The organism is Alcanivorax sp. IL2 (genome assembly GCF_047495475.1).
In the GTDB taxonomy this organism is placed as follows: Bacteria; Pseudomonadota; Gammaproteobacteria; order Pseudomonadales; family Alcanivoracaceae; genus Alcanivorax.
In genome coordinates, this window is record NZ_CP179932.1 from 759,364 (window position 1) to 784,567 (window position 25,204).

A 25,204-nucleotide genomic window follows, 5' to 3' on the forward strand; every position below is an offset into this window, starting at 1 on the left:
GGGCCCGCAAAAGCCCGTGGTGGGCGCGATGGAGTGAAGCGAATGAGCACACCGGTTGCCGTGGTAATGGGCTCCCAGTCCGATTGGGAAACCATGAAAGAAGCCTGTGACGCCCTGACCCAGTTCGGTGTGGGCTGGAAGGCGGAAGTGGTGTCTGCCCACCGGACCCCCCAGCGCATGTATGACTTCGCCAAAAGCGCCCACGACAATGGCTATCAGGTAATCATTGCCGGCGCCGGTGGCGCCGCTCACCTGCCCGGCATGATTGCGTCCCTGACTCCGCTGCCGGTGCTGGGCGTGCCGGTGAAAAGCCGCACCCTGTCCGGCTGGGACAGCCTGCTGTCCATCGTGCAGATGCCCAAGGGCGTGGCCGTGGGCACCCTGGCCATCGGCGCCGCTGGCGCCTGGAATGCGGGCCTGCTGGCGGCGCAGATGCTGGCCGCCGGCAACCCGGAGCAGTTGCAGAAGATCGCCGACTGGAAAGCGTCCCGTGCCGACGATGTGCTGGCCAACGCCGAGCTGGGTGAAGGCTGATGAATCGTGTACTCGTTCTCGGTGGTGGCCAGCTCGGCCTGATGATGGCGGAAGCAGCGGCGCGTCTGGGCCTGGTGGTGGATCGTTACGATCCGGAGCGGGCCCTGCTGCTGCCCGGCACCTCGGATCTGGCCGTGCCGATCAGCTGGGAAGAATGCCAGGAGCGCTATCCGGTGATCACCGTGGAGCGCGAAGCCTTTCCGGAAGCCGGCCTGTCCGCGGATCTGGCAAAAAGCGACCGTTGTGTGGCGCGCGGAGCACTTGAGGTGATTCCCGATCGCTTCACCCAGAAAACCATGCTCGACAAGCTGGGCATTCCCACTGCTCCCTGGGTGACCCTGGATCGGCCGGAAGATCTGGCTGCGGCCGTAGAAAAGTTTGGCGGCGTTGTGGTCAAGGCCCGTACCGGCGGTTATGACGGGCGAGGAACCTGGATCATTGGCGAAGGCGGTGATCTGAGTGCGGTGCCTGCCAGCGAGCTGGCTGGCAAGGCCATCATCGAACAGAAAATCCCTTTTCGCCGCGAGCTGTCCATTGTCGGTGCCCGCAGTACCAGCGGCGAAACCCTGTTCTATCCGCTCACCCGCAATTGGCATGTGGACGGCATCCTGCGCCTGAGCCTGGCGCCGGCCAACGCCTGCGCAGAGCTGCAGAAGCCCGCGGAGCAGATGCTCAAGGGCATCATGGAAGAGTTGGACTATGCCGGTGTGATGGCGGTGGAATTTTTCGAAACCGATGGCCAGCTGATGGTCAACGAAATTGCCCCGCGTGTGCACAATTCCGGCCACTGGACCCACGAAGGCGCGGACTGGTCCCAGTTCGACCTGCACGTCCACGCCCTGGCCGGGGTGCCCTTGCACGCGCTGAACGTGCATGGCCCCACTGCCATGGTGAACCTGATCGGTACCCCCTTTGAAAGCGCCTGGTTGCAGCACCCGGGTGTGGTGCACTGGTACGGCAAGGGCGTGCGCCCGGGGCGCAAGCTGGGCCACGCCAATCTGGTGGCGGACAGCCTGGAAGGTCTGCGCGCCGGTCTGGATGCCTGGGCAGATGTGCTGCCGGAGGGCTATCAGGCCGTCCTGGATTCCGAATTGGCGCTGGGGTGAGTTGCAAAAGTTCAACGTGAAACTTGCAACTCCTCCGACCCCTTCACGTTCCCGCTTTCCCCCAATCGGTTACACTGGATCCTGACTTTGAGACAGGAATCCGGATGTGGCCTTGCCGCTTGCCATGACACGTTATCGACGACTGATCCTGCTGGCCGTGGTGCTGGTGACAGTGCTGTTATTGGTAGAACTCACCGGGCTGCGTGAGCAGTTCTCCCTGCCTGCCTTGCGGGCGTTACTGGAAGCCAACCTGGCGGCGGGGGTCCTGCTTTTTGTGTTGGCGTTTGCCATCGGTAACCTGATTCAGTTGCCGGGCTGGCCGTTTCTGGCGGCGGCGATACTGGCCTTGGGTACGGTGGCCGGCGGGCTGGTGACGTATGTGGCGGCCTGCGTATCCTGCCTGGTGACCTTTCAGGTGGTGCAAGGCGTGGGCGGCAGTGCCCTGCGCGATATCGACAAGCCCCTGGCCAGAAAGATTCTCGCCCGCCTGGACCGACACCCGGTACGCAGCGTGGTGTTGCTGCGGCTGCTGTTCCAGACCATGCCTGCCCTGAACTACACCCTGGCATTGAGCGGGGTAAGGCGCCGCGATTATCTGCTTGGCTCGCTGCTTGGCCTGCCGCTCCCGCTGCTGGTGTACTGCTTTTTCTTCGATCGTATCGCCCGGGTGCTGCAACTGGCTTGAGACTAGTGGCGCAGCAGGGCACTCAGGCTGTCCACGGCTTCGGCCCAGTCCGCGTCATCGCGTATGGCATCAGCCAGAAAGCGTGCCTGAGAATCGTTCCAGAACGGCGCCTGATGTAGATGCATGCTGTCTTTCAGGGTGCCGGCGTACTGATGGATGAAGTCTTCGATGGCCGCATCGCTGTTATCCAGGCCAAGCTGGGCAAACAGGGTGGGTAGGTCGTGGGTTGCGGTGTCCATATCGCAGTCCCTCCGGGTCGGATGACGTTATATCCAGATGGTGCGCTTTTGGGGCGCTGTTGTCTTCCCCTTGAGGCGTAGAGATTGGTAACAAAAACGCCCGCGAGTAGCGGGCGTGTTGCATGGTGAATGCGGCCTGTTGCGGCGGTTATGCAATATCCATGATGCCGTCCATTTCCACCCCGGCGCCCTTGGGCAGGGCGGCCACGCCGATGGCGGCCCGAGCGGGATAGGGTTGTTTGAAGTGGCGGGCCATTACCTCGTTGACCAGGGCAAAGTGGCTCAGATCGGTGAGGAAAATATTCAGTTTGACGATGTCCTGCAGGGTGCCGCCGGCGGCTTCGCAGACGGCGGTCAGGTTGCTGAATACCTGTTCGATCTGCGTTTCCATATCCCCGTCCACCAACTCCATGGTGTCAGGAACCAACGGAATCTGGCCGGACAGGTAAACGGTGGCGCCTGCCTTGATGGCCTGGGAATAGGTGCCAATGGCTTGAGGCGCCTTGTCGGTGCTGATAACGGAATGGTTGGACATGGTCGGTTCTTCACTTGGTTGAGCTGTCAGCGCCGCAGCGCTGGCAAGCGGAAATCAGGAAAGGCGCTATGCTTGCACGCAGCAGGCCCGCACGCAACATGGGAGGTTCCTCCCTGTTTGTAGGAGCGTCGCTGGCGGCGCGATAACGACCCTCTGGAAAGATCGATTTACCACAGAGGACACAGAGCTCACTGAGAAAAAGAAGGGTTTTCTCTCTGTCTCAGTGCCCTCTGTGGTGACAATGCTGTTGATCCGGGTTGGGTTTATCGCCGCGAGCGGCGCTCCTACGAGGCGACGGGTGGCGTGCTATTAAAGCCGGTGAATGCGGACGATGCTGTCCAGCGTGCGTAGCTTCTTGATGATGCGGGCCAGGTGGATGCGGTCTTTTACCGTCATGGTCACGTTGAGGGAGGTGAGCGTCGGGTCCTTCTCTGCCATGTCGATGGTGTCGATGTTGGAGCCCAGTTCGGAAACGCTGTTGGCCAGGGTAGCCAGCACGCCGCGCTTGTTGATCAGCTCGATGCGCAGGGCGGCGGTGAACTCCTGCTCGACCTGTTTATCCCAGCTCAGGGCGATGCATTTTTCCGGGGCGTTGCGCATTTCCGCCAGCAGGTTCTTGCAGGTGTCCCGGTGGACCACGATGCCGCGGCCGGCGCTCAGGTGGCCGATGATGGTATCGCCGGGCAGCGGCAGGCAGCACTTGGCATAGCTGACCATCAGGCCTTCGCTGCCGCGGATGGCCAGCGGGCGGCGGTCGTCTTCGTGCTGGCGTTCGTCGTCATCGCGGGCGCCGGCCAGTTTGCGGGCCACCAGCGGTGCCAGGCGGTTGCCCATGCCGATATCTTCCAGCAGGTCGTCCAGTTCCACGTAGCCGTTGCCGGCCAGCTCGCTCACCACCCGCTCGATGGGCAGCTCGTCCATGCCGATGTCATAGGAATGCAGGGCCTTTTCCAGTAGCCGTTCGCCCAGCTCCACCGCGTCTTCACGACGCTGGTGCTTGAGGAAATGGCGAATGTTGGTGCGGGCCTTGCCGGTGACCACGAAGTTGAGCCAGGCCGGGTTGGGGGTGGCATTGGGGGCGGTGATGATTTTTACCGTCTGGCCGGATTCCAGAGGCGTGGAAAGTGCCGCCAGTTTGCCGTCGATGCGGGCGGCCACGCACTGATTGCCCACCTTGGTATGCACCGCATAGGCAAAGTCCACCGCGGTGGCGCCGCCGGGCAGTTCCTTGATGTCGCCCTTGGGGGTGAACACATAGGCCTCGTCCGGGAACAGATCCACCTTTACGTTCTCGATGAACTCCATGGAGTTGCCGGCTTTTTGCTGCAGCTCAAGCAGCCGCTGCATCCAGCTCTGGGTGCGGCTGTGGGTGGGTGAGCCGGGCTCGTCCTCGGCCTTGTACAGCCAGTGGGCGGCGATGCCGTTGTTGGCCATGGCCTCCATTTCCTCGGTGCGGATCTGCATTTCCAGGGGAATGCCGGAGCGCGCCTTGAGGGTGGTATGCAGGGACTGGTAGCCGTTGGCCTTGGGAATGGCGATGTAGTCCTTGAAGCGGCCGGGGATCGGGGTGAAGTAGTTGTGCACCGCACCCAGCACCCGGTAACAGGTATCCACCCGGTCGACGATGATGCGGAAGCCGAATACATCCATGATGTCGGCGAACGGTTTGTGTTGTTCCTTCATCTTGGTGTAAATGCTGTACAGATGCTTCTCGCGGCCCAGCACCCGGGCTTCGATGCCTTCTTCTTCCAGGCAGTGTTCCAGGCTGGCCTTGATGGTGGTGAGGATTTCCTTGCGGTTGCCACGGGCCTTTTTCACCGCCTGGCCGATCAGGCGGGCACGCATGGGATAGATGGCGTGGAAGGCAAGATCCTCGTACTCCACCCGCATGTTGTACATGCCCAGCCGGAAGGCGATGGGGGCGTACAGTTCCAGGGTTTCGGTGGCGATGCGGCGGCGTTTTTCCGCGCGCATCACATGCAGCGTGCGCATGTTGTGCAGGCGGTCGGCCAGCTTGATCAGGATGACGCGGATGTCCCGGGTCATGGCCAGCATCATCTTGCGCAGGTTTTCCGCCTGTTGCTCCGCCTTGGACTCGAACTTGATCTGGGCGATCTTGGAGACGCCATCCACCAGCTCGGCGACTTCCTCGCTGAATTCCCCGGCCAGCTGTTCCTTGGAGATGCCGGTATCCTCGATCACGTCGTGCAGCATGGCGGCCATCAGTGAAGAGTGGTCCATGTGCATGTCGGTGAGGATGTTGGCCACGGCCAGCGGGTGGGTGATATACGGATCCCCGGTGCGGCGGTACTGCCCCTCGTGCGCTTGCTCGGCAAAATGGTAGGCGCGTACGACCTGGGCGATCTGATCATCGTCCAGATAACTGCGTAACCGTTTTTCCAGGTTATGGATGGTGGGCAAAAGTCCTCGTCACGCCCGGGGCGGAGTAATGATTAGGGATTAACCTTAGCTTAGATTTGAGGGCGAGGTTTGTCTATGACAAGCGCGATAGTCACGGGCAATCAGTTTTGTGGCAGGTGCCGGAAAGGAAAAGCAGAAGAGAGTGGGGAAATACAGGCAAGTGCCCGGGCGGGCACTTGCCGGAAACAGTGTTACTCGCCGAAAGACTGGGTCAGCAGAGCCAGCTCGTCTACGTCGGCGCTGCGGTCAGCAATCGGGTTGTCCACGGATTCCGCGGTCACGTGACCTTCGGCGATTTCGCGCAGGGCGACCACGGTGGGCTTGTCGTTTTCCCAGGCCACGCGGGGCTCTTTGCCGCCAGTCTGCAATTGACGGGAGCGCTTGCCGGCAACCAGTACCAGCTCAAAGCGGTTGTCCAGTTTTTCCAGGCAGTCTTCAACGGTTACACGGGCCATGCTGTTCTCCTACAGGGTGGCGGTGCCGAAGTCGGCAGCGCCTGAAATTCGCAATGGGCGATTTTACTGGTGAATCGGTGACCAGTCCAGCACAAGGGCCTGCCGCGGGGCGGAAAGGCGGGCAATGCCCCTGTTTCGCCGGGTTACCGCTGGGCGAGCAGGTTGCTCAGGGTGTCGGCCAGCCGCGCGGACTGACGGGCGGTGATCAGTCGACGGGCTTCCAGGATGGCTTCCAGTTCGTAGAGCGCGCGCTGGAAGTCGTCGTTTACCACCAGATAGTCGAATTCGCCGTAATGGCTCATCTCGTCCTGGGCGCCGTCCAGACGTTGCTGGATCACCGTCTCGTCGTCGGTGTCACGGCCACGCAGGCGTTCGGCCAGAGTTTCCAGAGAGGGTGGCAGAATAAAGATGCTCACCGAGTCTGGCAGCTGCTTGCGGATCTGCGTGGCACCCTGCCAATCGATTTCCAGAATTACATCTTCGCCGCTGCGCAGGGTCTGGGCTACCCAGTCGGCACTGGTGCCGTAGAGGTTGCCAAAGACTTCGGCATGCTCCAGGAATCGCCCCTGTTCCACTTTCTGGACAAAGCTGTTGCGGTCGGTGAAGTGGTAGTTCACCCCGTCTTCCTCACCGGCACGCATGGCGCGGGTGGTATGGGAGACGGAGATGCGCACCTGCTCCAGCTTGTCGACCAACGCCGCCACCAGGCTGGTCTTGCCGGCGCCGGACGGGGCGGAAATGATATACAGCGTGCCTTTGTCGGCCATAGTGAGGACGGTCCTGTTCGCGATCCCGGTAAAGCGCGCATTATAGGCGTAAAGGGGGCGGCACGTCATATGCGACTCGATGCCAGGGCCATGGCAGGGTACCGTATGCAATGCTGTGCCGAGCCCGCCACGAATGAGTCGGACACTTCCCTGCACCGGACAAGGAGAGATTATGAGTGATATCCAGGACGACCCGCGCCGTCGTCATTCATCGAAGGTGGTAGATGGCCCGGGCAAGTCGGCCGGCCGTGCCATGTTGCGGGCGGTGGGCTTTACCGATGAGGATTTTCGCAAGCCCCAGGTGGGTATTGCTTCCACCTGGAGCCAGGTGACCCCCTGTAACAGCCATATCGGCGAACTGGCAGAGCGGGCCTGTGAAGGCGCTGACGGTGCCGGCGGTAAAGGGGTGATATTCAATACCATCACCATTTCCGATGGCATCGCCAACGGCACCGAGGGGATGAAGTATTCGCTGGTGTCCCGCGAAGTGATTGCCGATTCCATCGAGACAGTGGCCGGCTGTGAAGGCTTTGATGGGCTGGTGGCCATTGGCGGTTGCGACAAGAACATGCCCGGCTGTCTGATCGGCCTGGCCCGGCTCGACCGTCCCAGTGTGTTTGTCTACGGCGGCACCATCCTGCCCGGCAAGGGCCATACCGATATCGTCTCCGTGTTCGAGGCCATGGGCGCCCATTCCCGTGGTGACATGGACCTGATTGAGCTCAAGCAGATTGAAGAAACCGCCATCCCCGGTCCCGGCTCCTGCGGTGGCATGTACACCGCCAATACCATGGCCTCGGCCATTGAGGCGCTGGGCATGAGTCTGCCGGGCAGCTCGGCGCAGAATGCGGTGTCCGAGGAAAAGCAGGAAGACTGCGTGCGAGCCGGTGCGGCGGTATTGCACCTGCTGGAGAAGGACATCAAGCCCTCCGACATCATGACGCGCGAGGCCTTTGAAAATGCCATCACCATCGTGATCGCCCTGGGCGGTTCCACCAATGCGGTGCTGCACCTTCTCGGTATGGCCCGCACGGTGGGGGTGCCGTTGTCACTGGACGACTTCACGGACATCGGCAAGCGGGTACCGGTGCTGGCGGACCTGCGCCCCAGCGGTCAGTACATGATGAGCGAGCTGGTGGCCATCGGTGGCATTCAGCCGCTGATGAAAATCTTGCTGGAAGCTGGCCTGCTGCACGGCGACTGTCTGACTGTCACCGGTCGCACCCTGGCAGAGAATCTGGCCGAGGTAGCGCCGTATCCGGTGGACCAGGACATCATTGCGCCATTGTCCGCACCGCTGAAAGCGGAAAGCCACCTGCGCATTCTTTATGGCAACCTGGCCCCGGAGGGCGCGGTGGCCAAGATCACCGGCAAGGAAGGTACTCATTTTTCCGGCTCGGCGCGGGTGTTCGGTTCGGAAGAAGAGGCCCAGGCACGCATCAATGACGGCACAGTGGTTGCCGGCGATGTGGTGGTGATCCGCTATGAAGGCCCTCGTGGCGGCCCGGGCATGCGCGAAATGCTCACCCCTACTTCGGCGATCATGGGCAGGGGTCTGGGCAACGATGTTGCCTTGATCACCGATGGGCGTTTTTCCGGCGGCAGCCATGGTTTCGTGGTGGGCCATGTCACCCCGGAAGCGTTCGACGGCGGCCCGTTGGCACTACTGGAAGACGGCGACCGCATCACCATCGATGCCGAGGCCAACAGCCTCACGGTGGATCTGTCCGATGAGGAGCTGGCTCGGCGACGAGCCAACTGGCAGCAACCGCCGCCGCGTTATACCCGTGGTGTGCTGGCAAAATATGCGCGCCTGGTGGGCTCCGCCAGCGAGGGGGCGGTGACCGACGACTTCTGAGCCGGAAGGTCCCGGCTTCCGGTATCGCTGACGGCGCGAAATTGCACTGTTCGCGATCCCGGCAAAGCGCGCATCATAGAGAGTCACCGGGGGCGTGACAGACGCCCCCGCCACCATTCTCAGCCCGGACCCGATGCCGTTATGCAAGACAGCCCCATCACCGCCACCGTGGACTTCGACCGGGACGGCGTTCAGCACGGTTTTCTCAAACTGCCTCATTCCCATGACGGCTCCGCCTGGGGCAATGTGATGATCCCGATCACCGTGGTTCGCAACGGCGAGGGGCCCACCGCGCTGCTCTCCGGCGGCAATCACGGTGACGAGTACGAAGGCATTACCGCGCTGCTGAAACTGGCCAACCGGTTGCAGCCTGAGCAGATCACCGGGCGCGTGATTATCGTGCCCATGCTCAACCATCCCGCGGTGCTTAATGGCTCCCGCACTTCGCCGCTGGATGGCGGCAATCTGAACCGGGCCTTTCCCGGTAATCCTGCGGGCACCCTGACGGAAAAGATCGCCGATTACCTCACCCGCTACCTGGTGCCGCTGTGTGATCTGGCGCTGGATATTCACTCCGGTGGCCGCACCCTGGATCTGCTGCCCTTTGCCGCCACCCACCGCATGGCGGACCGGGAGTTCGAAGCCCGTTGCCTGGCCGCCGCCACCGCCTTCGGTGCGCCCTACACGCTGTTCATGGCAGAGCTGGAAGGCGATGTGCTTTACGACAGCGTGGTAGAGGGGGGTGGCAAGGTGTTTGTCAGCACGGAACTGCGCGGCGGCGGCACCACCACGCCCGAGACTGTGGCGCTGGCAGAACAGGGGGTGGAGAACCTGCTGCGGTTTGCCGGCATCCTGCCCGGCGATCCGGAGGTAGTGGCCTCGCAGGCCCTGGAGATTCCCGGCAGTGAGTATTACCGGGTCAGCGAACAGCGTGGCCTGCTGGAATTTGCCGTGGCTTTGGGTGATGCCGTGCGCGCCGGTGAGGTGCTGGCCCGGGTGCATTCCCTGGAACGTACCGGTGAGCCCCCGGTGGAGTATTGCGCTCCCTATGATGGTCTGTTGATCGGACGCCGGCATCCGGCGTTGGTGAATGTGGGGGACACCTTTGCGGTGCTGGCGGTGCCGCGTTGACTGGCACTTCCGTGCACGTTAACAGGGCATAACAAAGCACAAACACCCTTGCTGTGAAAGCGCTGCTAATGTTCAAGTCCTATCAAGAATAACAGGACTGACGGAGCAGCCATGAGCGATACCAAGTATGCCCAGAAGGGCATGTCATTTCGGGAAAGCGTTGAACACATGGTCGACCATGCCATCGGCATCATGGGTCTTGATGCCGGCATGGGCAATGCCATGAAGGTGTGCCAGAGCGTGGTGCAGGTGTCCTTTCCGGTGGAGATCAACGGCAAGGCGGAGATCTTCACCGGCTGGCGCGCCACCCACAGTGATCACCGTCTGCCTTCCAAGGGCGGTATCCGTTACGCCCCGATTGTGGATCAGGATGAAGTGGAGGCGTTGGCGGCGCTGATGACCTACAAGTGCGCCATCGTTGATGTGCCCTTCGGCGGTTCGAAAGGCGGGCTGGTGATCGACCCGAAAAAATACCAGCGCCACCAGCTGGAAGCCATCACCCGCCGCTTTGCCCGTGAGCTGATCAACAAGGGCTACCTGAGTCCCTCCCAGAATGTGCCGGCCCCGGATATGGGCACCGGTCCCCAGGAAATGGGCTGGATGGTGGACACCTACAAGCAGATGTTCCCCAACGACATCAATTATATGGGTGCGCTGACCGGCAAGCCGGTGGAGCACGGTGGCGTGCGTGGCCGAAATGAGGCCACCGGTCGGGGCGTGCAATACGCGCTACGCGAGCTGTTCCGTCACCCGGAAGAAATCAAGCGTGCCGGGCTGTCCGGTTCACTCTCCGGAAAACGAGTCATTGTCCAGGGGTTGGGGAACGTGGGTTATCACGCGGCCCACTTCCTGGAAACCGAGGATGACTGCCTTATCACGGCGATCATCGAGCGTGATGGCGCCCTCATTAATGAAGACGGGCTGAATGTGGGCGCGGTGCGTCAGCATATTGTCGAAAGCGGCGGGGTGAAGGGCTTCCCCGGGGCCGAGTATCTGGAAGATGGCATCAAGGCCCTGGAAAGAGAGTGCGATATTCTCATCCCGGCGGCCCTGGAAGGGGTCATCACCACGGAAAACGCGCCACGCATTCAGGCCAGTCTGATCGCGGAAGCGGCCAACGGTCCGGTCACCTTTGAAGCCGACCGGATTCTCCGCGAAAAGGGCGTGGAAATCATTCCCGATGCCTACTGCAATGCGGGTGGCGTGATCGTTTCCTACTTCGAATGGATTCGTAACCTGAACCATGTGCGTTTCGGGCGCCTGGACAAACGTTTCCACGAAGCCCGCGGTCAGCATGTGATTGATGCCATTGAACAGGCCACCGATACCAAGGTGCCTGAGCATATCGTCAAGGAGCTGGCCCGTGGCGCCGACGAGTTCGACCTGGTGCGCTCGGGCCTGGATGATTCCATGCGACTGGCCCTGCAGGAAATCATCCGTACCCGTAACGAGAATCCGAAAATTGACGATTATCGGATGGCGGCCTATGTGATTGCCATTGAGAAAGTATCCCGGCATTACCGGGATATCGGCTTCTGAAAAAGAAGCGGCGCGCGGGGCTTATTCGATATTCTGGATCTGTTCCCGCATCTGCTCGATGAGCACTTTCAGTTCCACTGCCGCCGCCGTGGTTTCGCTGTCCACGGATTTGCTTGCCAGGGTATTGGCTTCGCGGTTGAGTTCCTGCATCAAAAAATCCAGTCGGCGGCCGATGTGGCCGCCTTTCTTGAGGATGCGCCGTACTTCGCTGACGTGTGTCACCAGGCGGTCCAGCTCTTCGTCCACGTCCATTTTCTGGGCCAGCATGACCAGCTCCTGCTCCAGGCGATCCGGGTCCGGGGACTCGATCACGTCCTGGATACGAGTGCGCAGGCGGTCGCGCTGCGCCTCCTTGATGCGGGGGATGGCGGCTTTGACGATATCGATCTGGGTGCCGATGCCATCCAGCCGGTCGACGATCAGCTGGCCCAATTGCTCGCCTTCCCGGCGGCGTGTGTCGATCAGGGCGTCAAGGGCTTCATCCAGCAGGGACTGGGATTCGTTCTGCAGCAGTTCCACATCCAGCTTGCGGGTGCTGAGTACGCCAGGATGGCGGAGGATTTCCATGGGGTTTACCTGGCCGGGATGCTGGACCAGGTCGCCGACCCGACGGGATACATCGGAAAGCTGCTTCACCAGTTCCTCGTTGAGCTCCAGGGACACCTCGCTGTCGTCCTGCTGGTAGCGCAGGGTCACTTCCACCTTGCCCCGGGCCAGCGCCTTGCGGCATTTCTCACGCACGCCGTTTTCCAGGGCGCGCAGGGCGTCGGGCAGGCGCGGGCTCACTTCCAGGTAGCGGTGATTCACGGCTTTGATCTCCCAGACCAGGCTGTAGCCTTCCAGATGACGGTCGGCGCGGGCGAAAGCGGTCATACTGCAGATCATGTGAACCTCGAAACAGCGGTTGGACGGGCCCCATAGTCTAGACCACGAGGGCCCATCGGGCCTAATGACCCACCAAGCAGGCAGAACCGCCCCTGCCTTTGCTACAATGGCGGCCCTTTTGCATTCAAGACACTTCAGGAGTTTCCATGCGTCCTTCCGGCCGAGCCCATGATCAGCTGCGTGAACTGAGCTTCACCCGCAACTACACCGTTCACGCCGAGGGCAGCGTGCTGGTCGCTTTCGGGGATACCAAGGTGCTGTGTACCGCGTCCGTGGAGGAAGGTGTGCCGCGCTTTCTGAAGGGCAAGGGCCAGGGCTGGATCACTGCCGAGTACGGCATGCTGCCCCGTTCCACCCACACCCGCTCCGGTCGCGAGGCTTCCCGGGGCAAGCAAGGTGGCCGTACCCTTGAAATCCAGCGTCTGATCGGTCGTTCCCTGCGTGCTGCCGTAGATATGAAAAAGCTGGGTGAGCGCACCATCTTCCTGGATTGTGATGTACTGCAGGCTGATGGCGGCACCCGCACCGCCTCCATTTCCGGTGCCTGCGTGGCCCTGGTGGATGCCTTTTCCCATCTGCTGGAAACCAAGAAGATCAAGGATGACCCGCTTACCGGTCTGGTTGGCGCGGTATCCGTGGGCGTTTACAAGGACGAGCCGGTGCTGGATCTGGATTATGCGGAAGACTCCAACGCCGGCACCGATATGAACGTGGTGATGACCCAGCAGGGCGGCTTTATCGAGATCCAGGGCTCCGCTGAAGGGGCTCCCTTTACCCGCGAACAGTCCGACACCCTGCTGGGGCTGGCGGAGAAGGGCATCGGTGAAATCATTCAGGCACAGCAGCAGGTGCTGGGTTGGTAAGGATAGACAATGAAGAACTACAAGAAGCATTTTCTGCGTTTTGCCCAGGAGCGTGAGGCGCTGAAGTTCGGCGAATTTACCCTCAAATCCGGTCGCAAGAGCCCGTACTTCTTCAATGCGGGCACCTTCAACACCGGTGAGGCCCTGGCGCGACTGGGCCGCTATTATGCGGACGCCATCGTCGCCTCCGGGCAGGAATTCGATATGCTGTTCGGGCCTGCCTATAAAGGGATTCCGCTGGTGGCAGCGGTGGCAGTGGCGCTGGCCGAGCACCATGGCCGCGATTTGCCCTGGGCCTTTAACCGCAAGGAAGCCAAGGATCATGGCGAAGGCGGCTGGCTGGTCGGGGCGCCCTTACAGGGCCGGGTGCTGGTGATTGATGATGTGATTACCGCGGGCACGGCCATCCGTGAAGTGGCAGCGTTGTTCGAGAAGACCGATGCCACCATGGCGGGGGTCATGGTGGCACTGGATCGCCAGGAGTGCGGTAAGGAGCCTTCCGAAGCGGGGAGAGGGCTGTCAGCGATTCAGGAAGTGGAGCAATCGTTGGGGGTACCGGTGGGCAGTATCGTGGCGATGAACGATATTATTCACTGGCTGGAACAGCAACCGGATAGCGAGCCCATGGTGTACCGTATGCGGCAGTACCGGGAGCGTTATGGAGTGGAATAATAATGAGATGTATTGCTCTGATTCTGGTGCTGATTCTGTCAGCGCCAACACTGGCGGCGCGATTTGGGCAGCGCGCCAGTGAGCGCATGCCGGACGGTGCCTATTTTCGGCATGTGACTGCCGATGGGGTGGTCCACTTGAACCGTACTCTGACCACCGATGCCATGCGTAGCGGTTATCAGCTGCTGGATCAGCATGGGCGGGTTCTGGAAGATGTGGATGGCGTTAATCTGAATGATGAAGAGGCCCGGCAGGTTCGTCTGCAGCGGGCTCGTCAGGCCCGTGAAGACAAGGAACTGGTGCGTCTGTATGCGGGGCCGGAAGATGCGGTACGCGCCAGGGACCGCAAGATCGACTCCCTGGAGCTGAGCATCAGCTATGAAGAAAACAGCCTGGCTCAGCTACAGATGAAGCTGGATGACGAGATCGCGGTGGCGGCCCGGAATGAACGAGCCGGTCGCGATGTGCCGGAGGGTGTCCAGGAAGCCATTGAGCGTCTGAAGCGCCAGATTGAAGTAACGGAAGAAAAGCTGGTGGAGTTCGAAACCGATATCGACGCGGCAAAAAAGGAATACGCGCCGATCATCCAGCGGCTGAAGGAAATCGAGAAGGCAGAACGTTAAACCCTGGCCCTTATCTGGCAGGGCCTGCCAGCGGGCAGGTTATTCGCTTCGCTCATCCCGTCGGGGCGCGCCCTGCGATCGCTGCGTCGTTACACGCCGCGCCTGCAGGGCTATTCCCGGAACAAGGTGGGGATCAGCAATTCCCACTGCGCCTGCCAGTCCTGGCCAGGGCGGATTTTGAAACCTGAGCGAACAAATTGGGCAATGCGCCCCTCGACCACTGCCAGCAACAGGTTGGCAGTAATGGTGGGAGTGGCCCGGGTGCGCAGCCCTTCTTTCAGCTCCGCGTCGCGCAGCACCTGCTTGAGCTGACTTTCCACCCGATCATAGAACTGCAGGATGCGCTGGTGCAGGCGTTCATTCTCGCCGGTCAGGGCATCACCGGTGAGCAGCCGGGTAATCCCCGGGTTGCGCTCGGTAAAGGCCAGCATCAGGGTCAGGATCTGTTCCACCTGGCCGGTGGCATCCCCTTCTTCGGTAATGCGGTTGATGCGGGAGAAGATCGCCTCTTCAATAAACTCGATCAGCCCCTCGAACATCTTCGCCTTGCTGGGAAAATGCCGGTACAGCGCCGCCTCTGAGACCCCCACTTCCCGAGCCAGACCGGCGGTGGTGATACGCCCCCCGGGCCCGGCTTCCAGCATGTGGGCGAGCGACTGCAGAATCTGCTCTTTGCGCGACGGTTTTTTTTCGGTCATGTAGCGTCGTTCCCGTTGTTATATTGTCAGCCCTCGTAGGAGCTATGCTTGCATGGCGAAATCCCTGAAGGGCGTTGCCATGTTCGCCATGCGAGCATGGGTCCTACAATCTCAGTTCTTACTGATCAGAGTCCCGATACCCTGATCGGTAAGAATTTCCAGCAGCACCGCGTGGGATACCCGACCATCAATGATGTGGGCGGTGTGCACGCCGTTTTTCACCGCGTCCAGGGCGCAGCCGATCTTGGGCAGCATGCCGCCGTGGATGGTGCCGTCCTTGATCAGTTCATCGACCCGCTCGGCGCTAAGGCCGGTGAGTACTTTGCCCTGCTTGTCTTTCAAGCCTGCCACATTGGTGAGCAGGATCAGTTTCTCGGCGCGCAGCACCTCGGCCATTTTGCCGGCGACGAGGTCCGCGTTGATGTTGTAGCTGATACCCTTTTCATCTACGCCGATAGGGGCGATCACCGGAATGAAATCACTGCCGGCGATCAGGTCGATGATGGTGGTGTCGATACCCTGCACTTCGCCCACATGGCCGATGTCGATAATTTCCGAGGTCTGCAGGGCCGGATCGTTTTCGTCCTGAGCCTTTAGCAGCATCTTGCGGGCCTTGATCAGGCGTCCATCCTTGCCGGTGAGGCCGATGGCCTGGCCGCCGTTGTGCTGGATCAGGTTGACGATGTCCTTGTTGACCAGACCGCCGAGCACCATCTGTACCACGTCCATGGTTTCCTGATCGGTGACGCGCATGCCCTGAACAAACTTCGACTCCTTGCCCAGGCGTTCCAGCAGGCTACCGATCTGCGGGCCACCGCCGTGAACGATCACCGGGTTGAGGCCAACCTGTTTCAGCATCACCACGTCGCGGGCGAAGCTGTTTTTCAGCTCGTCGTTTTCCATGGCGTTGCCGCCGTACTTGATCACCACGGTGGCACCGGAAAAGCGCTGAATATAGGGCAGCGCCTCAATCAGAATCCGGGCGGTGTCGTGGGCACTGTTGGTGTCCATTGGGTCTCCTAGGGCATGGCGTTAGCCAGGGCGTTGAACACTCAACGCCTCGGCTGTCTGATTCTAACTTAAAACGGCAATTCCAGGCTGTCGTCCACGGCCTGCAGGTGCTTGCGGAACTGTTCCTTGACCCTTGCCAGGGCTTCCTCGTCGCGGCCTTCGAAACGGGCTACCAGCGACGGTGTCGTGTTGGAGGCGCGCACCAGGCCCCAGCCGTCCGGGTAGTCCACCCGTAAACCATCGATGGTGTTGGGGCGGCCACCGGCGAATTGTTCGGCGCGAGCGGCGAGGGCGTCGACAAGGGCAAATTTGTTTTCTTCGCTCACATCAATGTACAGGGCCGGGGTGGTGAGGCCGGTCTTCAGGCCGTCGAACACCTGGCTGGCGCTGTCATCCTGAAGAGAGAGGATTTCCAGTAGACGAGCGCCGGCGTAAAGGCCGTCGTCGCAGCCGAACCAGCGGTCGGCGAAGAAGATATGGCCGCTGATCTCGCCGGCCAGCGGCGCACCGCACTCTTTCATTTTGGCCTTGATCAGCGAGTGCCCGGTCTTGTACATCATCGGGCGGCCACCGTTCTTGCGGATAATGGCCGGCAGAGCCCGGCTGCATTTTACGTCAAAGAGAATGTCCGCGCCCGGGCTGCGCCCCAGCAGATCCTTGGCGAACAGCATCAACAGGCGATCGGGCCAGATGATTTCGCCGCTGTTGGTGACCACCGCCACGCGATCAGCGTCGCCATCAAAGGCCAGGCCGAGGTCCAGATTTTCCTGCTGCACTATCCTGATCAGGTCGGCCAGGTTCTCCGGGTTGCCCGGATCTGGAGCGTGATTGGGGAAGTTGCCGTCGATATCGGTGTAGAGAGGGGTGACCTCACAGCCAAGTTGCCTGAAGAGCTGTGGAGCCAGTTCGCCGCCAGCGCCGTTTCCGCAGTCGATGGCGATTTTGAGGGGCCGCGCCAACACGATATCGCTGAGAATATCGTCCAGATAACGATCGGCGACATCGCGCTCTTCCTCGCGGCCCTGGCCTTCGCTGAACGACTTGCTGCGGATACGTTCCTGCAGGGCAGCAATGCGCTCGCCGTAGAGGGTGTCGCCATTGATGACGATTTTCAGACCGTTGTGGCTGGGCGGATTGTGGCTGCCGGTGAGCATGACGCCGCTACGGGTTTCCAGCACTTCGGTGGCGTAGTAGAGCACCGGAGTGGGCACCAGCCCCAGATTGATAACATCGCGACCGGATTCCAGCAGGCCCTTGATCAGCGAACGGCTCAGTTCCGGGCTCGACAGGCGCCCGTCCCGGGCCACCAGTACGCTTTGCTGGCCGGCTTCGCCAGCTTCGGTGCCGATGGCGCGGCCAAGCAGATACACGCCCTGGGCGGTGAGTGTGTCGCCGGCCACGCCACGGATGTCATAGGCACGGAAGATGCTGTCCGGCAGGGTTTCTCCGTGCTCCTCGTCCATCAGCAGAATGCCGTCGTCATTCTCTTCCACCACGACCAGGTCTTCCGACTGTTTTTTGGCAGCCGGGCGAGCTGGCCCGCTCCGCTCGCGGAGCTTGCTTGCCATGCGCGCCTGGGCGTCGTTGACGGTGCTAAAAAGCGGAAAATGGAAGTGATTGCGGGCGCTGACCCCGGGTTGGCGGGCGAGCTCGTCGCAGTAACGGACCAGCTCGGCACAATCCTGCTTGAGAAATCGGGCCAGCAAGCGATTTACCACCAGGGTGCCAAGTAACAACAGCACGATGCCCAGGGCCACAACGATGGTGCTGATCATCAGCAGATTGCTGTCGGTGGGGGGGAGCGTCAGCTGGACCCCCACCGGGCCGGCAGTAGCGTCTGCACGGGTGCCATTGTTGCTGCCGGGCTGCTTGAAGAGGTTGTTGCCAGCGAAGGTTACCTGCAGCTGGCTACCGGCGGGGGCCAGGTCTTGCAGGCTTTTCGCCAATGCGTTGAGAGGCAGTTGCAGCAGAAGGGCGCCACTCTGGTTGCGGGTGGCTTTCACCAGAATCAGGGTGGGGGGCTGGCCGGCGATGATGACCGGGCCCGGTGATTGGCCCAGACGCACTTCCTTGAGCAGTTCCTGGGCGGTATAGCTGAAATCATCAGTATTCGCGCCACGGCGTGGCACCAGGCGCAGGCTGGCATCCGGCAACCACTGGTGGTGACGGGCGTTAAAGTTCGCGATGGTGTCAGCGGATAGTGCCTGCTCCACATCGTTGCGGGTGGCCAGCAACGCCAGCTGCTGCTGGTGTGCCTGGATATGGCTCTGCCCCAGGTTGGCGATGGACTGGGCAAGCTGCGTGGCGTTTTGCTGTTGTTGTGCCGCGTCTGCGACCCGGGTCTGGTAAAGCCAGGTAGCGCCGCCGGCCACCAGGATGGCAGCCAGGGCAGCAATCAGCAGGGGCGCCAGTGGCTTGAATACGCTCACGTCGGCGCGTTTATTGTTCTTCTTGTTGTTCCCCATATCCCCTCCGGATCAGGCTCAGTGGCGGCCGCTGTGGCCGAAACCGCCGCTGCCCCGCTCAGTGTTGGTGAAAGTCTCCACCTGTTCCAGTTGCACTTGCATCACCGGCACGATCACCAGCTGGGCAATGCGCTCGCCAGGTTCCACGGTGAATGGCTGGTTGCCACGGTTCCAGCAGGACACCATCAGCTCGCCCTGGTAGTCGGAATCAATCAGTCCCACCAGATTGCCCAGCACGATGCCGTGTTTGTGGCCCAGCCCGGAGCGCGGCAGGATCATGCCGGCATAGCCGGGATCGCTGATGTGGATGGACATGCCGGTGGGCAGTAACTCGGTCTGCCCCGGTTCCAGCGTCAGTGGCTCTTTGACCATGGCGCGCAGGTCCAGTCCGGCGGAGCCGTCGGTGGCGTAATGGGGCAGAGGAATCGTGTCGCCCAGTCGGGTGTCGAGAACGCGGTATTGCAGTTTCATGGAGTCAGTTCCTGATTGGCCGGACACCTGATGCTGAACGCCGGACGCGGCGGGCGTCTGGCATCTGGGGTCAGGTGTCTGGCGTTGTTAATCTTTATACCGTATCGCAATCAGTTCGATCAGTTGTTTGGCGATCTGGGCTTTGGAGGCCAGCGGCAGCACCTTGTGGCCACCGGGCCAGATGACGGTGAGAGCGTTGTTGTCGCTGTTGAAGCCCACATTGCTGCCGGACACATCGTTGGTAGCGATCATGTCCAGTTTCTTGTTCACCAGTTTGGCCTGGGCGTACGCCACTACATCCCGGGTTTCAGCGGCGAAGCCCACGGTGAAGGGGCGTTTGTCGTGTTCTGCCACCGACGCCACGATGTCCGGGTTTTTTACCAGTGTGAGGTGAATTTCCTCGGTGGATTTCTTGATCTTGTGGTCGGCGGTGACGGTGGGGCGGTAGTCGGCTACAGCGGCGGTGGCAATGAATACATCACAGCCCTCGTCCACGGTTTTCATGCAGGCATCGAACATGTCCACCGCACGGCTCACGTCCACTCGGTCTACCCGTGACGGGGTCGGCAAATTGACCGGCCCGGCGATCAGGGTGACTCGCGCACCGGCTTCGGCAGCAGCCTCGGCCAGGGCGAAGCCCATTTTCCCGGAACTCTTGTTGGTGATATAGCGCACCGGGTCGATGGCTTCGCGGGTAGGACCTGCGGTAATCACCACATGCTTGCCGGTGAGCAGCTGGTAATCGAATACCTCGGCGGCATGCTGGAGAATCTCCAGTGGTTCGAGCATCCGCCCTGCGCCGATTTCGCCGCAGGCCTGGCTGCCGCTGCCGGGGCCGAACACCTTGATGCCCTTTTCCTGCAGGATCAGCAGGTTTTTCTGGGTGCTGGTATCCGCCCACATCTGCTGGTTCATGGCCGGCGCGATGGCGATGGGGGCGCCGGTGGCCAGGCAGAGGGTGGCAAGCAGGTCGTTGCCATGGCCGTGGGCCAGGCGCGCCATGAAGTTTGCTGAGGCCGGGGCAATCAGCACCAGATCCGCCCAGCGGGCCAGCTCGATATGGCCCATGGCGGCTTCCGCGGTGGGGTCCAGCAAGGTGGTATGCACCGGATGCCCGGACAGGGCCTGCATGGTCAACGGGGTAATGAATTCGCAGGCTCCCTGGGTCATCACCACTCGCACTTGGGCGCCAACATCTTGCAGGCGGCGAACCAGGTCTGCGGCTTTATAGGCGGCAATTCCGCCCGTGACTCCCAGAAGGATGCGTTTGTTCACCAGACGATGCATGCGAGAACCCTTATTGGCTGACGGCAATCATGGCAAATCTCGTCTGCCGATGCTGCCCCCGGAATGCTATTAATCGAGGCGCATAGGGTAGCACTGTAAAAGAGACGCGGCACGCAGCATGCAAGGACGCAACACGGAAAGATCAGGAGCAGGAAGATGGAAAGAGAGAATCGGCGCTATAAGAACTTGAGAGTTTGCCAGGAAGCGGTGGAATTGGCCGAAGGATATATGGCATGACCGAGGGGTGGTCGAGAGAAGAACGCTTTGGGCTGGCTGGCCAGATGGAAAGAACGGCGCTGGGAATCCCGTCCAATATCACCGTGATCGAAAAGGTGTTTGCGCTGATGTCGGGAATGCTGGGAAGGCTGGAGGCTGCGTGATGTCTGATTATTCCGTGTTGCGGGGTCGCATGCCCTGTGAGGCGTTCCTGTGGCCATAACCGACTGGCCGGCGGATGAGCGGCCCAGGGAAAAGTTGCTGGCGAGAGGGGCGGGAGCACTGAGTGATGCGGAACTGCTGGCGATCTTTCTGCGCACTGGCCAACAGGGTATGACAGCGGTGGATCTGGCCAGAACACAGTTGGCGGCAGGGGGCGGGCTGCGGGCCCTGCTGGATGCCGGGCCGGAGCGCATGGCCCGGTTACCGGGTATGGGCACGGCCCGGCGCGCCCTGTTGCTGGCGGCCCTGGAGCTGGGGCGGCGTTATCTGGCGGAACCGCTGGAGCGAGGGTTGCCACTGGATAACCCGGACAAGGCCGGGCAGCTACTCACCGCGCGCTTGCGCGGGCTGCCTTACGAAGTGTTTGCCTGCCTGTTTCTGGATAACAAACACCGCCTGATTGCCTTCGAACAGTTGTTTCAGGGCACCATCGATGCGGCAGCGGTGTATCCGCGGGAAGTAGTGCGCCGGGCTATGGAGCACAATGCCGCTGCGGTGATTCTGGCTCACAACCACCCTTCCGGCGTGGCCGAACCCAGTCAGTCGGACCATGCCATCACCCGGCGGCTGGTAGAGGCGCTTGGGCTGTTGGAGATACGGGTGCTGGATCATCTGGTAATCGGTGACGGTGGCTGGGTGTCGCTGGCCTCGAGAGGGGCTGTTTAGTCAGGCTGCGAAAATCCCCTGTCGGGTATTTTTGCCCTGCCAGGTCCTGGCGGGGTCGAGGTAAGTCCCTGAATCCTGGCCCATCCGGTCGAATATCCAAGATTTAGCTTGAAACTTGACCGGCAGATTGGTATAAAACGCGCCTTTTCCGGGGCTCTACCGTCCCCCCGCAAGAAGATTTACGGAGCAAGACAATGTCCAAGGTTTGCCAGGTGACCGGTAAGCGCCCTGTAACGGGCAATAGAGTTTCTCACTCGAACATCAAGACCAAGCGTCGTTTCGAGCCGAATCTGCACCACCATCGTTTCTGGGTTGAGTCCGAGAAGCGCTTTGTGCGCCTGCGTGTGACCTCCAAGGGCATGCGTATTATCGACAAGAAAGGGATTGATGCCGTGCTGGCTGACATCCGTTCTCGCGGCGAGCGTGTTTAAGGCTAATTAAGGAGCTAACCCATGGCCGGTCCTATTCGTGAAAAAATCCGCCTGGTGTCCTCTGCTGGCACGGGGCACTTCTACACCACTACCAAGAACAAGCGTCTCCATCCTGAAAAGATGGAAACCAAGAAGTATGATCCGGTCGTGCGCAAGCACGTGGCCTACAAGGAAGCGAAGATCAAGTAACGATTTTCTTCCTGCCTGCCTGGCAACGGACATAAAAAAACCCGGGATTCTGTTCCGGGTTTTTTTATGTCCGAAATCTGGCCAGGGAGGGCAAATAAGGGTGGTTTGAAGGTGGGTTTTTGTCGGCTGGCCGCGGCGGATTTTCTCCTGACGGGTGGCAATAGTTCACCGATGTTCAAATCGATATCACAAAGCCACCACCTTTGTCTGTCACATACGTGCAATTCTGTGCTTTTGAAACACCGTTCGTCACCTTTCAGGCCCGAATGGGGCTTTTGCCATGCTGCTGCCGGTACTCTGGTGCTACGTTTACAGAAAGCGGTACATCGCAACAAAACACTACGCACTGAAAGTTGTGATGCACTTCTCAGATGCATAGCATTAAATAAGTAGTTCACTTTTTCGCATATGCATTCACGTAATGTTCACATCAAGGGACGTGCAACGGAGAGCACTATGAGTACCTTTAAAGATATGTTTCGTTTATTGATGATCCGCCTGTACACCCAATTGCCAGGGCGGGCACGTAACCAGCGTGGTGCCAGTGCGCTTGAATACATCGTGCTGGCTGCCGCACTGATAATTATCATTGGTGTTTTGGCAACCAATGATACTGTCCAGACCACTATTAATACTGCATTTACAGATCTGTTCTCTGACGCCTCCAACGCTGGTGGTTCGTAAGGTCTAGCCGACGTTCGGGTGCGAAGTATGCGGATACGCCGGAGAGTAACAGGGGCGGTGGCATTAGAGTTTTTAATGCTTTTCCCCTTCGTGATAGCCATGCTTTATGGTGCGGCGGTCTACGGCCTGACCTTCTTTGCCCAGTATCGTATGCAGGCCGCCGTGGATACCGCAGTATCCACGGCGCTGTATGTGGACAGGTCCGATAACGAGGCCAGTAACATCGGCACAGCTGTAACGCAGAGAGCGAACACGGCTCTGGCTGGCCTGGTGGCGCAGTTACCGGAAACCCTGAGGGATAACCTGAATACGGCTTCGGCCTGCGGGCTGGAAACCATCGCGGGGGGGGTAGTAGTGCTTCGCTGCAGTCTGGTATACCCCAATTATCAAACCAACCCGATTGTGCCGGTGTTGAGTTTCGGCATGCTGGGGGATTTTCCGCCCCTGCCGGCACAACTGGATGTGGATGCCCGGGCTGCGTTTTGATCTAGAAATGCGGATCGGCAAAAGAATCAATATTTGACAGGGATGTTCCGGAGAGAACATGGGATCAAGACTGCTCTACATGCTGCCGGCGTTGGCGGTGGCATTGGTTGCGCTGATACTGGCGCTGGTGGGATTAAGTCGCGACCCGGCACCGTCGCTGGTAGTCCGCGATAATACCTCTGGCGAGGATGTGCGCGATCAGGAAACGCCCAGTTACCGCTATTGGGTCGTCACTGAAAGTCTCAACATTGGTGACTCCCTGGATGAAGAGGTTCTGGCGGTAGTGTCCTCGCCGGCCCCCATCCCCAATGTGCTGACCGCCGATGAAAAGGTAGTCGGCAAGGAATTACGTCAATACGCCCGTCCGGGCGAGCTGCTTTCCCGCAACCACCTTGAGCCTGGCGGCACCCTGCCAAGCACTCTGCCCTCCGGCTTCCGCGCCGTGGCGGTAGGGGTGGATGATGTGGTCATGGCCGGTGGTTTGCTGCAACCCGGCGATCTGGTGGATGTGGCGGTGGCATTTCGCAAATCGGAACGGGATAACCCGGCTGCCATGGTGCTGCTGCGCAGCCTTCAGGTGCTTGCCGTGAAGGGTGCCATGGCAGCGGCCAGCAGCGATCAGGATCGCGAGGCCCAGCGCCGCAACAATACGGTGGTTCTGGCGGTGCCCAAAGACAAGGTGCCGACACTGCTGCTTGCCTCGGAAGAAGGTACGTTGCGATTGGCGGTGGTGGCCAGCCAGGACAAGGCAGCTGACGACAGCGACGAAGAAAAGAAAGCCAAACCGGTTTACTACAAGGATCTGTTCCCGGCGGCCCGCGCACCTGCACCACGGGCGACACCGGGTCAGAAAGTGGAAGTGTATGAGGGATCAGAGTCAAGGAGCACCTATGTGCGTTAAGTGGTTGTGGAAGGGGGCCGGGACCTGCCTGGCACTGTGGTTCTCCCTGTCGCTTGCCATGGTGGCGCAGGCGGAAACCCTTCAAGGCACCATGCGGGTCGCGCCCGGAGATCAGAAAGTCCTGAATTTCCCGGATGCTGTGGCCAAGGTGGCGACGTCGGACCCCAAGGTGGCAGCGCTTACCGTGACCGGCAGTGAGGAGCTGTTACTCACGGCCAAGGCTGAGGGGTCGGCGGTGATATCAGTATGGTTGCGCGGTGAGTCAAAACCGCTACGCAGTACTGTGGTAGTCGCAACAACACTGGGGTCAGCGTTGCCCTTTGGTACCCAGGTGCAGACAGATATCCGGGTGCTGGAAGTGAGTCGCTCGGAACTTAACCAGTTGGGCATGAGCTATAGCAATATCTTCAATGATGGCCAGTCGGCCGTGGGCATTGCTCCGCCGGGGACCGGTTTCCAGGTGCCGGGAGTGGTGCCGGCACCACTGAGCAGTGACGGGTTTAATTTGTTTGGTTTCGGTCCCAATTCCGTCCTGGCGATCAACGCCCTGGAAGCCGGCGGTTTTGCCTATACCCTGGCGGAACCCTCGCTGACCAGCCTGTCCGGGCAGAGCGCCAGTTTCCTGTCAGGCGGTGAGTTTCCCGTTCCCATTCGCAGTGACAACAGCGGCATACAGATCGAATTCAAGGAATTCGGTATTGGCCTGAGCCTGACGCCTACGGTGATTGATGCCGGGCAGATTATCCTCAAGGTGGCGCCGGAAGTGTCCGAACTGGATTTTTCCGCCGGGGTGGAAACGGGCGGCGTGGCGGTGCCGGGCCTACGGGTGCGGCGAGCAGAGACCACCGTGTCTCTGGCGCCAGGAGAGACTTTTATCATCAGTGGTTTGGTAAGTCGCAATACCATCAACAACAGTGACCGCCTGCCGGGTATCGGCAATATTCCGCTGCTGGGTGCCTTTTTCCGCTCTTCGCGTATCGAGAAAAGTGACAAGGAGCTGGTGATGGTGGTGACGCCCCATCTGGTGACACCACAGAAAAGTACCGAACCTCCTGTGACCTTGCCCGGTGCTGGTTACCACAGTAGCAGCATGGGCTGGCTGGATATGGCCACGGAAAGCCGTCGTGGTTCCCAGCCCATTCGTCACGGCCTGAGCTGGTGATG

At 60.6% G+C, this 25,204-nt stretch carries 28 protein-coding genes; 17 read left to right on the forward strand and 11 right to left on the reverse strand.

Annotated elements, in window-relative coordinates; genetic code table 11:
• Positions 1-42 precede the first annotated feature (42 nt).
• The 3 genes from purE (at position 43) to ACMG4N_RS03495 (ending at position 2,325) form a co-directional block, all read left to right on the forward strand.
• Positions 43-534, forward strand: a complete 492-nt coding sequence (purE, locus tag ACMG4N_RS03485; RefSeq protein WP_035249853.1) for a 5-(carboxyamino)imidazole ribonucleotide mutase — start codon at positions 43-45, stop codon at positions 532-534.
• A complete protein-coding gene (locus tag ACMG4N_RS03490; RefSeq protein WP_297768034.1) occupies positions 534-1,640 on the forward strand; it encodes a 5-(carboxyamino)imidazole ribonucleotide synthase in 1,107 nt (368 codons plus the stop codon). Before purE ends, ACMG4N_RS03490 begins: the two co-directional genes overlap by 1 nt.
• Before the next feature lie 106 nt (positions 1,641-1,746).
• The gene (locus tag ACMG4N_RS03495; RefSeq protein WP_414432906.1) at positions 1,747-2,325 is read left to right on the forward strand and encodes a VTT domain-containing protein; all 579 of its coding nucleotides are present in this window, start codon (positions 1,747-1,749) and stop codon (positions 2,323-2,325) included.
• Positions 2,326-2,327: 2 nt separating this feature from the next.
• On the opposite strand, the gene ACMG4N_RS03500 is transcribed toward ACMG4N_RS03495, so the two are convergent.
• The 5 genes from ACMG4N_RS03500 to gmk form a co-directional block, all read right to left on the reverse strand.
• Positions 2,328-2,564 carry a DUF2789 domain-containing protein gene (locus ACMG4N_RS03500; RefSeq protein ID WP_297768041.1) on the reverse strand — a complete coding sequence of 79 codons (237 nt, stop codon included), beginning with the start codon at positions 2,562-2,564 and terminating at the stop codon, positions 2,328-2,330.
• A 148-nt stretch (positions 2,565-2,712) separates the two neighbouring features.
• Entirely contained in the window at positions 2,713-3,099 is a 387-nt protein-coding gene (locus ACMG4N_RS03505) for a RidA family protein (RefSeq protein WP_414432907.1), read from the reverse strand.
• A 309-nt stretch (positions 3,100-3,408) separates the two neighbouring features.
• Positions 3,409-5,520, reverse strand: coding sequence for a bifunctional GTP diphosphokinase/guanosine-3',5'-bis pyrophosphate 3'-pyrophosphohydrolase (spoT, locus tag ACMG4N_RS03510; RefSeq protein WP_297768048.1), 2,112 nt, complete (start codon positions 5,518-5,520; stop codon positions 3,409-3,411).
• A 191-nt stretch (positions 5,521-5,711) separates the two neighbouring features.
• A complete protein-coding gene (rpoZ, locus tag ACMG4N_RS03515) occupies positions 5,712-5,975 on the reverse strand; it encodes a DNA-directed RNA polymerase subunit omega (protein ID WP_035249864.1) in 264 nt (87 codons plus the stop codon).
• A gap of 143 nt (positions 5,976-6,118) precedes the next feature.
• Entirely contained in the window at positions 6,119-6,742 is a 624-nt protein-coding gene (gene gmk / locus ACMG4N_RS03520) for a guanylate kinase (RefSeq protein ID WP_297768052.1), read from the reverse strand.
• Between the two features lie 172 nt (positions 6,743-6,914).
• Between gmk and ilvD the strand changes: the two genes are divergently transcribed.
• From ilvD to ACMG4N_RS03535, 3 genes are all read left to right on the forward strand, one after another.
• Positions 6,915-8,600 carry a dihydroxy-acid dehydratase gene (ilvD, locus tag ACMG4N_RS03525; protein ID WP_414432908.1) on the forward strand — a complete coding sequence of 562 codons (1,686 nt, stop codon included), beginning with the start codon at positions 6,915-6,917 and terminating at the stop codon, positions 8,598-8,600.
• A 141-nt stretch (positions 8,601-8,741) separates the two neighbouring features.
• A complete protein-coding gene (doeB, locus tag ACMG4N_RS03530) occupies positions 8,742-9,731 on the forward strand; it encodes a N(2)-acetyl-L-2,4-diaminobutanoate deacetylase DoeB (RefSeq protein ID WP_414432909.1) in 990 nt (329 codons plus the stop codon).
• Positions 9,732-9,842: 111 nt separating this feature from the next.
• Positions 9,843-11,270, forward strand: a complete 1,428-nt coding sequence (locus ACMG4N_RS03535; protein ID WP_414432910.1) for a Glu/Leu/Phe/Val family dehydrogenase — start codon at positions 9,843-9,845, stop codon at positions 11,268-11,270.
• Positions 11,271-11,291: 21 nt separating this feature from the next.
• Here ACMG4N_RS03535 and ACMG4N_RS03540 read toward each other — a convergent pair whose 3' ends face one another.
• Positions 11,292-12,143 carry a YicC/YloC family endoribonuclease gene (locus tag ACMG4N_RS03540; RefSeq protein WP_297764514.1) on the reverse strand — a complete coding sequence of 284 codons (852 nt, stop codon included), beginning with the start codon at positions 12,141-12,143 and terminating at the stop codon, positions 11,292-11,294.
• Positions 12,144-12,301: 158 nt separating this feature from the next.
• On the opposite strand from ACMG4N_RS03540, the gene rph reads away from it, so the two are divergent.
• From rph to ACMG4N_RS03555, 3 genes are read left to right on the forward strand one after another with little or no spacing between them, the layout of a single operon-like run.
• Complete coding sequence (rph, locus tag ACMG4N_RS03545) at positions 12,302-13,018, forward strand: ribonuclease PH (RefSeq protein ID WP_035248709.1); 717 nt, start codon at positions 12,302-12,304, stop codon at positions 13,016-13,018.
• Positions 13,019-13,027: 9 nt separating this feature from the next.
• Complete coding sequence (gene pyrE, locus ACMG4N_RS03550) at positions 13,028-13,690, forward strand: orotate phosphoribosyltransferase (protein ID WP_035248706.1); 663 nt, start codon at positions 13,028-13,030, stop codon at positions 13,688-13,690.
• 2 nt (positions 13,691-13,692) lie between these two features.
• Positions 13,693-14,313, forward strand: coding sequence for a hypothetical protein (locus ACMG4N_RS03555; protein WP_297764519.1), 621 nt, complete (start codon positions 13,693-13,695; stop codon positions 14,311-14,313).
• A 110-nt stretch (positions 14,314-14,423) separates the two neighbouring features.
• Here ACMG4N_RS03555 and slmA read toward each other — a convergent pair whose 3' ends face one another.
• The 5 genes from slmA to coaBC all read right to left on the reverse strand — a co-directional run bounded on the left by slmA (position 14,424) and on the right by coaBC (position 20,245).
• Positions 14,424-15,011 (reverse strand): nucleoid occlusion factor SlmA, encoded by a 588-nt coding sequence (gene slmA, locus ACMG4N_RS03560; RefSeq protein WP_297764521.1) that lies wholly within the window; start codon positions 15,009-15,011, stop codon positions 14,424-14,426.
• A 111-nt stretch (positions 15,012-15,122) separates the two neighbouring features.
• The gene (gene argB, locus ACMG4N_RS03565) at positions 15,123-16,022 is read right to left on the reverse strand and encodes an acetylglutamate kinase (protein ID WP_297764524.1); all 900 of its coding nucleotides are present in this window, start codon (positions 16,020-16,022) and stop codon (positions 15,123-15,125) included.
• 68 nt (positions 16,023-16,090) lie between these two features.
• Complete coding sequence (locus ACMG4N_RS03570) at positions 16,091-18,487, reverse strand: phosphomannomutase/phosphoglucomutase (RefSeq protein ID WP_414432911.1); 2,397 nt, start codon at positions 18,485-18,487, stop codon at positions 16,091-16,093.
• An 18-nt stretch (positions 18,488-18,505) separates the two neighbouring features.
• A complete protein-coding gene (gene dut, locus ACMG4N_RS03575) occupies positions 18,506-18,958 on the reverse strand; it encodes a dUTP diphosphatase (protein ID WP_297764529.1) in 453 nt (150 codons plus the stop codon).
• Between the two features lie 87 nt (positions 18,959-19,045).
• Complete coding sequence (gene coaBC / locus ACMG4N_RS03580; RefSeq protein ID WP_272997416.1) at positions 19,046-20,245, reverse strand: bifunctional phosphopantothenoylcysteine decarboxylase/phosphopantothenate--cysteine ligase CoaBC; 1,200 nt, start codon at positions 20,243-20,245, stop codon at positions 19,046-19,048.
• A gap of 194 nt (positions 20,246-20,439) precedes the next feature.
• Between coaBC and ACMG4N_RS03585 the strand changes: the two genes are divergently transcribed.
• The 8 genes from ACMG4N_RS03585 (at position 20,440) to ACMG4N_RS03620 (ending at position 25,202) form a co-directional block, all read left to right on the forward strand.
• Positions 20,440-20,625 carry a four helix bundle protein gene (locus ACMG4N_RS03585; protein WP_414432912.1) on the forward strand — a complete coding sequence of 62 codons (186 nt, stop codon included), beginning with the start codon at positions 20,440-20,442 and terminating at the stop codon, positions 20,623-20,625.
• A gap of 49 nt (positions 20,626-20,674) precedes the next feature.
• Positions 20,675-21,349 carry a RadC family protein gene (radC, locus tag ACMG4N_RS03590; RefSeq protein ID WP_297764538.1) on the forward strand — a complete coding sequence of 225 codons (675 nt, stop codon included), beginning with the start codon at positions 20,675-20,677 and terminating at the stop codon, positions 21,347-21,349.
• 194 nt (positions 21,350-21,543) lie between these two features.
• Positions 21,544-21,780 carry a 50S ribosomal protein L28 gene (gene rpmB / locus ACMG4N_RS03595; RefSeq protein WP_035248690.1) on the forward strand — a complete coding sequence of 79 codons (237 nt, stop codon included), beginning with the start codon at positions 21,544-21,546 and terminating at the stop codon, positions 21,778-21,780.
• A 21-nt stretch (positions 21,781-21,801) separates the two neighbouring features.
• The gene (gene rpmG, locus ACMG4N_RS03600) at positions 21,802-21,969 is read left to right on the forward strand and encodes a 50S ribosomal protein L33 (protein ID WP_007151127.1); all 168 of its coding nucleotides are present in this window, start codon (positions 21,802-21,804) and stop codon (positions 21,967-21,969) included.
• A gap of 456 nt (positions 21,970-22,425) precedes the next feature.
• Positions 22,426-22,653, forward strand: a complete 228-nt coding sequence (locus ACMG4N_RS03605) for a Flp family type IVb pilin (RefSeq protein ID WP_297764546.1) — start codon at positions 22,426-22,428, stop codon at positions 22,651-22,653.
• A 27-nt stretch (positions 22,654-22,680) separates the two neighbouring features.
• Positions 22,681-23,139, forward strand: coding sequence for a TadE/TadG family type IV pilus assembly protein (locus tag ACMG4N_RS03610; protein WP_297764548.1), 459 nt, complete (start codon positions 22,681-22,683; stop codon positions 23,137-23,139).
• 58 nt (positions 23,140-23,197) lie between these two features.
• Complete coding sequence (gene cpaB / locus ACMG4N_RS03615; RefSeq protein ID WP_414432913.1) at positions 23,198-24,040, forward strand: Flp pilus assembly protein CpaB; 843 nt, start codon at positions 23,198-23,200, stop codon at positions 24,038-24,040.
• Positions 24,041-24,098: 58 nt separating this feature from the next.
• On the forward strand, positions 24,099-25,202 hold the full coding sequence (locus ACMG4N_RS03620) for a type II and III secretion system protein family protein (protein ID WP_414433298.1): 1,104 nt from the start codon (positions 24,099-24,101) through the stop codon (positions 25,200-25,202).
• The last annotated feature ends 2 nt before the right edge of the window (positions 25,203-25,204 follow it).